This window comes from Ruegeria sp. HKCCD7628, from assembly GCF_057221005.1.
This window is the reverse complement of record NZ_JBWVBA010000002.1, coordinates 350521-363256: the sequence shown is the minus strand read 5'-3', so window position 1 is coordinate 363256 and position 12736 is coordinate 350521. Positions and strand designations below refer to the sequence as shown.

Below are 12736 nucleotides of genomic sequence, written 5' to 3'. Positions count from 1 at the left end.
AAACTGATAATATCGGGTGAAACGCATGGCGAAACAGCCGTCTACGATAGGTGCAAGCACCTATCAGCGCATCAAGCGGGATATCATCTTCGGGGAGCTGCAACCCGGCTCCAAACTGAAGCTGGACGCCTTGAAGGAACGCTACTCGGCAAGCCTTTCGACACTTCGTGAAACGCTGAACAGGCTCGCCAGCGACGGATTTGTCGAAGCTCCCGAGCAACGGGGTTTCCTGGTCACACCAGTTTCACGAGAAGACCTGACCGAGATTTCAGAGCTACGGGTCCTGTTGGAATGCCACGCGTTGGAATTGTCCATTGCGAATGGCGACACGGATTGGGAAGGCAACCTCGTTGCCGCACACCACAAACTGCACCTGATGGAACAGCAGCTTCTCAAGGGCGACGAGTCGGAGAAAGAAACCTGGAAACGATATGATTGGGAGTTTCACCAAGCGATGATCGCGGCCTGCAACTCCAAAAACCTTCTGTCTCTGCACTCCATCATCTACGACAAGTACTTGCGGTATCAGATGCTTGTACTGACTTATCGCGGCGAAGAGGCGGTCAAGGAGCACAAGGGCATGTTCGATGCCGCGCTGGCCAGAGACGCCGACACGGCGAAGAGGCTGTTGGAAGATCACATTCGAAATGGCCTCCAGCATACCTTGGAGGCTATGTAAGACGTTCCTCTTGCCGCAATAGCGACAGCCTTCAACGCTGAGCACCCCGGTGAAGGCCAATTTCTTTTGATCGCATTCGCCAGTCAGGGCACCGCTACGACAATTGACCTTTCGGCTTACCCCTTGAAGGTCACGGCACCCATATTTTACAGAGTGTTAATGTGTGGGGTTTGTGTCCAAGACGGACCTCCGCTACCATTTCTTCCCACACGTTTCAGTGTGTCCCGCGCGGAACGAAGAAGGGGTCAATCAACACTGTCTCACTTTCTTTTGCCGGGTCGGCGAGACGTCGCTCTAGCAGCCAGATGACCTGCTCGACAGCCTCGTCAATTGGATTGTTTACTGTGCTGAGGTTAAACATAGGCCAGCCCGCCATTTCAATGTCATCGAAGCCTACAATCGATAAAGATCCCGGGACATCCAAGCCAAGTTCTCGCGCCGCTGTCAGGGCACCGATGGCGCTTGCGTCATTGGCACAAATCAACGTGTCCAGCTGGTGGGCTTCAAGCATCCTCATCGCTGCACGGTATCCTGCTTCAACTGTGAACTCTCCGACCTCTTCTGCCACCAAAGAAAGACCGGCATCCCTCAGCGCTTGCGTCACGCCAGCTTTGCGGTCAGCGGAGGACCCAAACCCTGTTGCGCCCGCGATATAGCCAAATCGTTGACGACCGCGATCAACCAAAACCCGAGTCGCTATCTGCATACCTCGCGCGTTTCTGCAGCATACATTGTCTACGCCCAATGCATCTACGATGCGCCCTGATGAGATCATTGGGACGCCGAATTTACTGCATTGCGTCACTACCGACTCAGGCATACTGCCGCCGCGCAGAATCAAAGCGTCCAGCGGGTAGCGGAGCACCTGGTCGATGGCGGAGCCGGCCCGATCATCTTCGCCATCAATCAGGACCGGCCACTTGTTCAAAGCATTCAATCGACCGACCAAGCGATGCACGAATTCCGAGTCATACGCGCTGCGCATATTGCCAATAAACACCGCCACAAGATGCGAGCGTCCGCCCTTCAACCCTGCGGCCAACGCATTTGGTTGATACCCCATATGTGTCGCAATGTCTTGAATTTTCCGGCGCTTACCCGCATCAAGATACGCGCCCGGAGTAAACGCGCGCGACACGGCAGACCGCGAAACCCCGGCGGCGTCAGCGACGGTTTGCGCCGTTACACGGCGGGGCCTTTCGGCAGGTTTACTGTTGTCGTCAGCCACCCCCAAGCTGTCCTCCGTTTCCATATAATTTGTCAATATTGCAATAAATCTTTCACCGAACTGTCACAGGAACTGCGTATGTGACCACGTGTGCACACACTGTGCATTCGCAAGCGGACCGTGTCCGTTTGCTCTGCTTTTTTATGCTGCAAGGGGCACCAGCCCCGCGAACTGGTGTGTTGGCCGCAAGCGCGGGAACCACCAAACCGGAGAGAGACATGACCAACCTGACATTCTGCGCAACCGCTGCGGCTGTCGCGTTTTCCGCGACCGCGGCCTTTGCCGAAACTGAGATCACATGGTGGCACGCCATGGGCGGCCAGCTGGGCGAAACCGTCAATAAACTGGCCGAGGATTTCAACGCCTCGCAAGACGAATACAAGATCACTCCGGTCTATAAAGGCAGCTACGAAGAAACCCTGACTGCAGGTATCGCCGCCTTCCGCGCGGGCGAACAGCCCAACGTCATGCAGGTGTTCGACGCCGGTGCCGCGACCGTAATCGGAGCCAAGGGCGCAACCATCCCGGTTCAGGACCTTCTGGCCAATAATGGCGTCGACTTCGACATCAACGACTATATCGCCGGTGTGCGTTATTTCTATGCCGACAGCGACGGCAAGATGATCGGGATGCCCTTCAACTCTTCCACGCCGATCCTGTACTACAACGTGGACGCGCTGGAAGCGGCGGGCGTTACCCCGCCGAAAACCTGGGAAGAGTTCCAGGCGACAACCGCCCCCGCGCTGAAAGACGCAGGCTACATCGCGCTGAGCCAGTCGCACCTGCCCTGGATCTTCACCGAAAACTTCATGTCGCGCCACAACCTGCCGTTTGCCACCAACAACAACGGCTATGACGGCACCGACACGCAGATCCTGGTGAACAACGACGCCATCAAAGCGCATTTCACCGCTGTGTCCGAGTGGAAAGACGACGGTCTGTTCGAATGGTACGGCACCGGCTGGGGCGACAACGCCAAGCCGTTCGAGGAAGGCAAAGTTGCCATGTGGCTGGGTTCTTCGGGCTCGTTCGGCGGCCTGCTGCAGAAAGATCTGCCGTTCGAATTCAGCGCGACCGAGTTGCCCTATTGGGAAGCAGTGACCGCCGAGCCCACACAGACCTTCATCGGTGGTGCCGCTCTGTTTGCCATGTCCGGCCAATCGGACGAGGAGAACAAAGCCACGGCCGAATTCTTCCGCTTCCTGACCGCGCCTGAAACCCAGTATTTCTGGCATCAGGAAACCGGCTATGTGCCGATCACCGAGGCCGCTTATGAAGTTGCCAAGAAAGACGGCCACTATGACCGTTACCCGGCTGCCGAAGTTGGCGTCAACCAGCTGCAAGACAAGGCTGGCGACAACACCAAGGGTTACCGCATGGGCTTTTACGTTCAGATCCGCGACATCATGAACCGCGAATATGGCCGTATCCTGACAGGTGAGACTAACGTGGAAACCGCGTTCAAAACCATCGAAGAGGAAGCCAACGAACTGCTGGCCCGCTGCGCCAAGACCCAGGGCTAAGCACCCGTATCACCCCCAGGGATGGTCGCGCTGTCACGGCGCGGCCATCGCTCTTTTTCTTACTGGACCACTCAATGAAACGTGCGGGCTTCGACAATATCTGGCTGCCTGTGGCGCTACTGCTGCCACAGCTGATGATCATCGCCATCTTTTTTTACTGGCCTGCGGGCTGGGCACTGCAATCCTCATTCTATCTGCAGGACCCTTTCGGGTTTGGCTCGACCTTTGTGGGTGGCGAGAACTACACGTCGCTTGTGGGCAACGACCAGTACAAGCGTGTCGCCGGATTTACGATCATCTACTCGGTTCTGGTGACGTTCTTCTCTCTGGCCATCGCGCTGTTGCTGGCCGTGAAGGCAGACAAGGTAATCCGAGGCGCCAAAACATATCGCACGCTGCTGATGTGGGTTTATGCCATCGCGCCGCCGGTCGCCGGCTTCATGGGTATCCTGTTCTTTGATCAAAGCACCGGACCGCTGACCAAGTTCTTTCAGATGTTCGGGTGGGATTTCAAACTGGGCGTGGACTACAACGCAACTGCAACCGCCATGGTCATCGTGGCCGTATGGAAGCAGATCCCGGTGAACTTCATCTTCTTCCTCTCGGGCCTGCAATCCATCCCCCGATCGGTGCGCGAGGCCGCGATGATCGACAACCGATCCGCCACCGGACGGTTCTGGCAGGTGACCTTCCCGCTGCTGGCCCCCACCGCATTTTTCTTGCTGATCATCAACATCACCTACGCCCTGTTCGACACGTTCGGCATCATCGATGCATTGATGAAGGGCGAGCCGGGCAACAACCCGATGACGCTGGTCTACAAGGTTTATCTGGACGGCTTTCGAGGCAACGACCTGGGCGGATCATCGGCGCAATCGGTCATCCTGATGGTGCTGGTTCTTTTGCTGACCGTGTTTCAGTTCCGGCTGGTGGAACGCCGGATTCACTATACGTAAGGGCTTTGGACATGGCTGAGACAACACTCGAAACTCCCGTTGAAACCCATCGTCCCCGCCGCATCAAATGGGGCGCGATCGGCGATCACATCGTCCTGATCCTAGGCGCTTTGCTGATGATGATACCACCGCTGCTGGCGCTGACCACAGCCAGCCATGATGCGGTGACGATCCACCGCGAGGGGTTGCAGCTGACGCTGGGCGACGATCTGGGCAAGAACTTCCATGCCGCCATGTTCGAAAAGGGTGGGTTCACCCAGACGGTGGATGGCACGCTGATGCTGATGAACTCGTTCATCCTTGGCATCGGCTTTGCGGTGGGCAAAATCGTGATTTCGATGATGGCGGCCTATGCCATCGTCTATTTCCGTCTGCGGTTCGCGACGCTGGCTTTCTGGGTCATCTTCACCACGCTTCTGCTGCCGCTTGAAGTCCGCATCTTGCCCTCATACGAGGCGATCCAGAAACTGGGCCTGACAAACACCTATACCGGTCTGATCGTACCGCTGATCGCATCCGCAACCGGCACGTTCTTTTTCCGTCAGTTCTTCATGTCCGTCCCTGAGGAGTTGGCCGAGGCCGCCCGGATTGACGGCGCAGGCCCATGGAAGTTCTTTGTCGATATCCTTGTACCGCTTAGCCGGACCATGATCGCTGCGATCTTCATCATCATGTTTGTCTTTGGCTGGAACCAATATCTGTGGCCGACACTGATCACGACGGATGAGAGCTTTTTCACCCTGGTCCGGGGCATCAAACAGATCGTGCTGTCCTACACTGATAGTCAGATCCCAGAACACGGGCAGGCATTGGCACTAGCCATTGTCGCGATGATCCCACCCGTGGCGATCGTCGTCTTTTTCCAAAACTGGTTCGTTAAGGGCCTCACAGAATCCGACAAATAAGGAATACGCGCATGGCTCAGGTTTCATTAGAGGGCATCCGCAAGGTCTATCCCAACGGCTTTCAGGCGGTTCAGACCACAAGCTTCACCATTCAGGACGGCGAGTTTGTCGTGCTGGTCGGCCCCTCGGGTTGTGGCAAATCCACCCTGCTGCGGATGATTGCGGGGTTGGAGGAGATCACCGAAAGTGAACTGAAGATCGGCGACCGGGTGGTCAATGACGTGGATCCGGCGGACCGGGACATCGCGATGGTGTTCCAGAACTATGCGCTATATCCGCATATGACGGTGCGCAAGAATATCGGCTATGGCCTCAAGAATCGCGGCACCCCGGCCTCCGAGATCGCGGCCAAGGTCGAAGACGCAGCCCGGATGCTGAACCTGACCGAGTATCTGGACCGCAAACCAGCGCAGCTGTCGGGCGGTCAGCGTCAGCGCGTCGCCATGGGCCGTGCCGTAGTGCGTGACCCGGCGCTGTTCTTATTTGATGAACCGTTGTCGAACCTCGACGCTAAGCTGCGCAACCAGATGCGGATCGAGATTAAGGCCCTGCAACGCCGCCTTGGCACCACAGCCGTCTACGTGACCCACGATCAGGTCGAGGCGATGACGATGGCCGACCGGATCATCGTCCTGAACGCGGGCCGGATCGAACAGATCGGTACGCCGTCGGAAATCTACCACAACCCCGCCTCGACCTTCGTGGCCTCGTTCATGGGGGCACCACCGATGAACCTGATCCGGGCGGAAATCGATCAGAAACAGGTCAAAATAAATGGGTATGACGCGTTAATGGTCGCCCCTGAGGCGCTTAGCGGCCCGATCACAATGGGCATACGCCCCGAAGATGTAGAGCTAGACGCCCAAGGCCAGGTGAAGTTTCACATTGATATCCTTGAGGAATTGGGCGCTCATCGCCTGCTGCATGGGCGGATCGATGACCAGCCGTTCTCGGTCATGATTGGTAAAGAAGATACAGCCCATACAGGTGAAACACGGATCAAGTTGAAGCCCGAAGCACTGCGCCTGTTCGACAAGGATACGGGGCTGCGACTGTGATTACTCAAACCCTTGCGACGCTACCTGCGGTTTCACCGAACCAGCGGGCCGCAATCCTGTCGGCAGATCGCACGGCGCAAACACACCGTCATTTGCTTGGTGATCTTCCGGCATTGAATGCTGTCCAGGTGGGTGGAACACCTAAGGCAGACCAGTTGCCGTCAGAATTCACGGCCGCCGCCTGGAACGTTGAGCGCTGTTTGTTTCCGGAAGAGACGGCCGCGCATCTGCAAAGTGTCTCTCCTGATGTCGTTCTGTTGTCCGAAGTAGACCACGGCATGGCCCGCACGGCGCAACGGCACACGACCGAGGCAATGGCGAGCGCACTTGGCATGACCTATGCTTTCGGGGTCGAGTTTCACGAGCTTGGTTTGGGCGGAGCAACCGAACGCGCCTATTGCACGGACGCTACCAATTCTCTCGGTTGGCATGGCAACGCGATCTTGTCCTCGGTTCCGTTCGAACGTACGGCGCTTATCCGGCTGGACGATCACGGACATTGGTTCTGCACCGATTCCGGTGCCGCTGACCCAGAGCAGCCAAGAATCGGAGGTCGCATGGCGATCGCTGCGGTGGTTCCATACGGCCGCGGGCTTGTATGCCTGGTGTCCACACATCTGGAAAGCAATGCTGATGCTGCGCATCGTTTCGGTCAATTCCAGAAGCTGTTGCGAGCTATAGACGAATTCGCGCCCGGTCTGCCCGTTCTGATCGGAGGAGACCTGAACACCGGCAATCATATACCCCCCGCCTTTGATTGGAGGGACGAAACCCTGTTCGGATTGGCCGAATCTCAGGGCTATGATTGGGGTTTCACCGCGCCGGGTTTCACCACACGCCCCAGCCTTATCACGCCGCATCCCGAACGTCAGATGAAACTGGACTGGCTGGCTGGTCGGAAACTGACCCCGTTAGAGACAGGTATCGTGACGTCCATATCAAAAGATGGAAAGCCACTCTCGGATCATGACTGCGTCTGGAGTCGCATTACCTTTAAAGACTGAGCCGGGCGAAGTAATTCCTGACGCCCAGCTTGGCCCCGCACTTCAGGAGCTTTGCAAGGATAGACCCGCATCTGCCATATGGATGCTGAAACCTTTAGCGTTGGCAAAAGGGGTAAGAGTTTCCCCAAGGCGCTTCAACACAGCTGCATCCTGACACGCAACTTCATATTTCGCTTCGAACTTCAAATCCAAAACATCACCGGCCACCAAGGTCCCGCGACCTAGCCCGTGACCCGAAAGAACCACACGCGCAGACGTTACTGAACACTCGGCCTCGACCGGAAGGCCCAAAAATCCATGAGGGTCTGACAAATCCGAGATCGCCCGAGCGATCAGCGCGTTGTCGTCTGCAACCCCACTGGCGGAGACGTCCCCTAGCACATCAAAAGTGGCGACTGTCATGGATATCAGAAGGCGGGAACCAGAGTGAACTGCTTCACCACTCGGCTCTCTATCGCGCCACGCTGTTGCCGGACCAGCCTGGCTGAAAAATAAAAACGACAGTGCCGCTAAAACAGTCGAAAAACAAATCCTACGCACAAAAAAACCAATCAACTAACTTTAACTTAAACTGGTAGTACCTCCTACAGGTGCGGCCTTGAAGATGGAAGCCCACTATATTTGGGGAAGTCTCCACACCCAAATACCTGACAGTAAAACTCAGGTTGACATAGTCGACTAATTCACTCAGTTATCAGGCAGCCGACGCTTTCGTGGCGCCGGACCTGAATTTCTGAGATGAAAGACCTGCCCCCAATGACCAGATTGATTGCAACCACAAGCGCCCTGACACTTTGCGCCGTTTCTGCGGTCGCTGCCCCGGCGAAAACTGATGTTCTGACCACTTACGCCAATATTGCCGAAGCCAAGTATCAAGACAGCCTGATTGCAGCCCAGACGTTGCAATCTGCAGTGAACGCGCTGATTGCCAACCCGTCAGATGCAACCCTGAACACTGCCCGCGCGGTATGGATCGCCGCCCGTGTTCCCTATCAACAGACCGAGGTCTACCGCTTTGGCAACGCGATTGTTGATGACTGGGAAGGCAAGGTGAACGCGTGGCCTCTGGACGAAGGTCTGATCGACTATGTCGATGCCGCCCACGGCGGGCCGTCGGATGAAAACGAGCTTGCAGCACTGAACGTCATCGCCAATCCAAGCTTTACGCTGTCGGGCGAAACAATCGACGCATCGGAAATCACACCTGAATTGCTGGCAGAAACCCTGCACGAAGCAGACGGGATCGAGGCAAACGTGGCCACTGGCTACCACGCGATCGAGTTTCTTTTGTGGGGTCAGGACCTGAACGGCCATGATGCTGGCGCAGGTGACCGTCCGTGGACCGATTATGCCCAAGGTGACGACTGCACCGGCGGACATTGCGACCGACGCGGTCAATACCTAAGCGCAGCCACCGACCTGTTGGTCAGCGATCTGGAGTGGATGGCAACCCAGTGGGCCGAAGGTGGTGATGCGCGCGTTGCTTTGACCGAAAACGAAGCTGCAGGTGTCAGCGCAATTCTAACTGGTATGGGTTCGCTGTCTTATGGCGAACAGGCGGGCGAGCGGATGCGTCTTGGCCTGATGCTGAATGACCCGGAAGAAGAGCATGATTGTTTTTCTGACAACACCCATAACAGCCACTATTACGACGGCTTGGGCATCCAGAACGTTTATCTGGGCAGCTACACCCGGATCGATGGAACTCCGATTTCAGGGGCATCACTGTCCGATCTGGTCACCGCGACCGACCCGGCGCTGGACGCTGAGATGAAGGTTAAGCTGGCCAACACCATGCAGGCATTGGGCCTGATCAAATCGACTGCTGAAGCCGGTTTTGCATATGACCAGATGCTGGAACGCGGCAACGAAGGTGGCGAAGCCTTGATCATGGGCGGCGTGAACGGTCTGGTCGACCAGACCAAAACGATCGAACGGATCGTTACGACGCTGGAGCTGGATCAGATCAGCATCGAAGGTTCGGACAGTCTGGATAACCCGAACGCAGTATTTCAGTGACCTTGGCCGAGAGGCGGCTCACCGCCGCCTCTCGGGCTTTTGAGAGCTGAATGACAGTATGACGCAGGACTTCCGTCAATTAACCTACTATTATAGTCAGATTAGCAGCCTAAGGCATCTTGCCATGATCGTTTGCCATTGCACGAACATCTCGGACACCGAAATCCATGCCGCGATCGACTGGATGCGCGCGTCGGACCCCCATGCAGTGATCACCCCGGGCAAAATCTATCATGCCCTTGGAAAATCAGCGGATTTTGGCGGATGCATGCCACTTTTCCTAGACACGATGCGTTCCAGCGATAAGCTGGAAGTCCCCATGCAACTTCGCGCGTTGCGCAGCGAAGTATCACAGGAGAGTGCAGATGAAAGGCGACCCCAAAGTAATCGAATACCTCAACAAATCCCTGCGGCATGAGCTGACAGCGGTCAGCCAGTATTGGTTGCACTACCGTTTGCAGGAAGATTGGGGTCTTGGCCATATGGCCAAGAAAAGCCGCGAGGAAAGCATCGAAGAGATGGGCCACGCAGACAAGCTGATCGAACGGATCATCTTTCTGGAAGGCCACCCCAACCTACAAAAGCTGGACCCTCTCCGGATCGGACAAACGCCCAAAGAAACGCTGGAATGCGATCTGGCCGCCGAACACGACGCGCGCGCTTTGTATGTTGAGGCCCGCGAATACTGCCGCGAAGCCGGGGACTACGTAACCATGTCCCTGTTTGAAGAATTGATCAGCGACGAAGAGGGTCATATCGACTTCCTCGAAACGCAGCTTGATCTGTATGAAAGGATTGGCGAAGCCAATTATGCGCATCTCAACGCATCGAAAATGGACGAAGGCGAGTAAACTTTCGATCTTGGCGGTGGCGGCTTTGGCGGCCACCCCCTCACTGTCCGGCGAATTGCAGGACCTTCACCTCAACTTTCTGCCGAGAACCGAAGACGAGGCCGCGCGGATCGCCAAAGTGACCGCCCCGCCTGAAGATTTCAGCGCACCGCAACAGTTCGAAGAGTTGCCCGCAGGGGCGGCGACTGTTCGTTTGCGCACGGATGCGGACGCGTTTTCGCAACCGTCAGGCAATCTGGAATTCGAACAGGAGCTGGACTTCAAGGTCGGCAATGGGCTTTTTAAAAAGCTCTGGGTCTCCTCTCCGTCATCGACATTGGCGTCAGATGGGCTGGGCCCGCTCTATAATGCGCGGTCGTGCCAGCGATGCCACATCAAAGACGGGCGCGGTCATACGCCAAATGGGCTGAATGACAGTGCCGTGTCGATGTTCCTGCGCATATCGATCCCCGGCGGGGCCAACCCTACCGAGATCGAAGATTACATCGCCACGCAACCTGAACCAAACTATGGCGGGCAGATGCAGGATCTGGCACTGCCCGGCCATCCGGCAGAATACCGGCTGGACATCACATATGAGGACGTCCTCGTTACGCTTGCAGATGGCGAAACTGTCACGCTGCGCAAGCCGACATATGTCGCCGTAGATCTGGGTTACGGGCCGTTACACCCTCAGGCCATGCTTAGCCCGCGGGTCGCGCCACAAATGATCGGCTTGGGATTGCTGGAAGCGATTCCGGTCGAAGACCTACTGGCCAAGGCCGATCCCGACGACGCAGACGGAGACGGCATTTCCGGGCGACCCAATATCGTTTGGGCCACAGAATATGCGCAGCCCATGATGGGCCGCTTTGGCCATAAGGCCGGAATGCCCACGATCATGGAGCAATCGGCAGCGGCCTTTGCCGGAGATATCGGAATTTCAAGCCCGCTTTATCCTGCTGGCCACGGCGATTGCACTGAATTGCAGGTGAATTGCGTGAAGGCGTCGCATGGCGATGGCGACGACCGCACTTTCGAGATCGACCAGCAAGGCATGGACCTGATCACCTTTTACAGCAGGAATCTGGGGGTGCCCGAGCGTCACAACTTGGACGATCCACAAGTTCTCCGTGGAAAACAGGTGTTCCACGAAACGGGATGCACGTCGTGCCACACCCCGTCATATGTGACTCACCGCTTGGAAGACCGCCCCGAGCACAGTTTCCAATTGATCTGGCCCTACACCGATCTGTTGCTGCACGATATGGGCGAAGGTTTGGCCGACAACCGCCCCGAAGCGCGGGCCACAGGCCGGGAATGGCGCACTGCTCCTCTGTGGGGAGTGGGCCTGACACAACAGGTTTCGGGTCATACCCAGTTTCTGCATGACGGGCGCGCACGCTCGCTGCTCGAAGCGATCTTGTGGCACGGAGGGGAAGCACAGACCGCTCGTGACACAGTTGTTGCCATGCCAAAACCCAATCGCGACGCCCTGATCCGCTTTCTAGAGAGTCTATGATGCGTAAATTCGCTTTGGCCCTATCAATATGTCTGCCTGCAGTGGTGTCGGCACAGGATCGTGGGCAAGTTCTTGCGGATGTGACTGAAGAACACATACTGCCCAGATTTTCTGAATTGTCAGAGGGGACCTTTGTGCTGTCCGCAACAGCGCAGGCCGATTGTACATCTGAATCGTCTGAACTGCGCGCCGCTTATCACGCTGCTTTCGACAAATGGATTTCCGCCAGCCACCTTAGGTTTGGTCCATCCGAAGTGGACGATCGTGCGTTTGCTTTGGCTTTCTGGCCCGACACCAAGGGGTTCACAGCCAAAGCGTTGTCCGGGCTGATTGCTTCGGAGGACACTGCTGTCGAAACCCCTGAACTCTTCGCTGAAACCTCGATCGCCGGTCGCGGATTTTTTGCTTTGGAACAGATGATTTTCGAACCTCAGTTTTCGGACCAGGGTACCGAGGTTTATCGTTGCGCGCTCATTCGTGCCATCACGATTGACATCAACAGCAATGCCAACGCCATGTCGGAAGAATGGAAAGTTTACGCGCCATCATTGTCCCAGCCAGGTGCCGACAGCCCTTACCGCTCGGATGACGAAGCCCTGCAAGAGTTATTTAAATCGCTGGTCACAGGGCTGGAATTCACCGCCCAAACACGTTTGGGGCGTCCGATGGGGACTTTCGATCGACCCCGTCCCAAGCGCGCCGAGGCACGTCGCTCTGGCCGCTCGCTGAGGCACGTAGAGCTATCTTTGATCGCACTGAAAGACCTGGCGAAACATCTATCCGCAAACCACCCCGAAATTTCGGCCGATCTCAATCGTGCATTCGAAAAAGCAATCCTCCGCGCACAATCCTTGGATGATCCGACACTTGACAGAGTGTCGTCACCGCAAGGACGGCTTCGTATCGAGGCTCTGCAGCAGTCAATCGAAGATTCCCGTCAGATTGCCGCAACTCGGCTAGGCCCGACTTTGGGTATCAGCGCCGGGTTCAACTCATTGGACGGGGATTGACA

At 56.5% G+C, this 12736-nt stretch carries 13 protein-coding genes; 11 read left to right on the top strand and 2 right to left on the bottom strand.

Features of this window, described 5'->3' with window-relative positions; all coding sequences use genetic code 11:
- Nucleotides 1–25 precede the first annotated feature (25 nt).
- Entirely contained in the window at nucleotides 26–679 is a 654-nt protein-coding gene (locus AC2TAD_RS08230; protein WP_170353340.1) for a GntR family transcriptional regulator, read from the top strand.
- Nucleotides 680–893: 214 nt separating this feature from the next.
- Here the strand turns inward: AC2TAD_RS08230 and AC2TAD_RS08225 are convergent, their stop codons facing one another.
- Nucleotides 894–1907, bottom strand: a complete 1014-nt coding sequence (locus AC2TAD_RS08225; protein WP_480867068.1) for a LacI family DNA-binding transcriptional regulator — start codon at nucleotides 1905–1907, stop codon at nucleotides 894–896.
- Between the two features lie 218 nt (nucleotides 1908–2125).
- Here AC2TAD_RS08225 and AC2TAD_RS08220 point away from each other — a divergent pair, with 218 nt between their 5' ends.
- The 5 genes from AC2TAD_RS08220 to AC2TAD_RS08200 all read left to right on the top strand — a co-directional run bounded on the left by AC2TAD_RS08220 (nucleotide 2126) and on the right by AC2TAD_RS08200 (nucleotide 7353).
- The gene (locus AC2TAD_RS08220; RefSeq protein WP_480867067.1) at nucleotides 2126–3430 is read left to right on the top strand and encodes an extracellular solute-binding protein; all 1305 of its coding nucleotides are present in this window, start codon (nucleotides 2126–2128) and stop codon (nucleotides 3428–3430) included.
- 74 nt (nucleotides 3431–3504) lie between these two features.
- Nucleotides 3505–4386, top strand: a complete 882-nt coding sequence (locus AC2TAD_RS08215) for an ABC transporter permease subunit (RefSeq protein ID WP_170353343.1) — start codon at nucleotides 3505–3507, stop codon at nucleotides 4384–4386.
- Nucleotides 4387–4397: 11 nt separating this feature from the next.
- Entirely contained in the window at nucleotides 4398–5291 is an 894-nt protein-coding gene (locus tag AC2TAD_RS08210) for an ABC transporter permease subunit (RefSeq protein WP_480867066.1), read from the top strand.
- 11 nt (nucleotides 5292–5302) lie between these two features.
- On the top strand, nucleotides 5303–6349 hold the full coding sequence (gene ugpC, locus AC2TAD_RS08205) for a sn-glycerol-3-phosphate ABC transporter ATP-binding protein UgpC (protein WP_480867064.1): 1047 nt from the start codon (nucleotides 5303–5305) through the stop codon (nucleotides 6347–6349).
- On the top strand, nucleotides 6346–7353 hold the full coding sequence (locus tag AC2TAD_RS08200) for an endonuclease/exonuclease/phosphatase family protein (protein WP_480867062.1): 1008 nt from the start codon (nucleotides 6346–6348) through the stop codon (nucleotides 7351–7353). Before ugpC ends, AC2TAD_RS08200 begins: the two co-directional genes overlap by 4 nt.
- Before the next feature lie 42 nt (nucleotides 7354–7395).
- Here AC2TAD_RS08200 and AC2TAD_RS08195 read toward each other — a convergent pair whose 3' ends face one another.
- Entirely contained in the window at nucleotides 7396–7755 is a 360-nt protein-coding gene (locus AC2TAD_RS08195) for a hypothetical protein (RefSeq protein WP_170751518.1), read from the bottom strand.
- Nucleotides 7756–8109: 354 nt separating this feature from the next.
- Between AC2TAD_RS08195 and AC2TAD_RS08190 the strand changes: the two genes are divergently transcribed.
- From AC2TAD_RS08190 to AC2TAD_RS08170, 5 genes are all read left to right on the top strand, one after another.
- Nucleotides 8110–9372 carry an imelysin family protein gene (locus AC2TAD_RS08190; protein ID WP_480867061.1) on the top strand — a complete coding sequence of 421 codons (1263 nt, stop codon included), beginning with the start codon at nucleotides 8110–8112 and terminating at the stop codon, nucleotides 9370–9372.
- 124 nt (nucleotides 9373–9496) lie between these two features.
- Nucleotides 9497–9790, top strand: a complete 294-nt coding sequence (locus AC2TAD_RS08185; RefSeq protein WP_480867152.1) for a (2Fe-2S)-binding protein — start codon at nucleotides 9497–9499, stop codon at nucleotides 9788–9790.
- Nucleotides 9738–10223 carry a bacterioferritin gene (gene bfr, locus AC2TAD_RS08180; protein ID WP_170751522.1) on the top strand — a complete coding sequence of 162 codons (486 nt, stop codon included), beginning with the start codon at nucleotides 9738–9740 and terminating at the stop codon, nucleotides 10221–10223. The genes AC2TAD_RS08185 and bfr overlap by 53 nt, the downstream gene beginning before the upstream one ends.
- Complete coding sequence (locus tag AC2TAD_RS08175; protein WP_480867059.1) at nucleotides 10183–11724, top strand: di-heme oxidoreductase family protein; 1542 nt, start codon at nucleotides 10183–10185, stop codon at nucleotides 11722–11724. Before bfr ends, AC2TAD_RS08175 begins: the two co-directional genes overlap by 41 nt.
- Nucleotides 11721–12734, top strand: a complete 1014-nt coding sequence (locus tag AC2TAD_RS08170) for an imelysin family protein (RefSeq protein WP_480845532.1) — start codon at nucleotides 11721–11723, stop codon at nucleotides 12732–12734. The genes AC2TAD_RS08175 and AC2TAD_RS08170 overlap by 4 nt, the downstream gene beginning before the upstream one ends.
- Nucleotides 12735–12736: the final 2 nt, after the last annotated feature.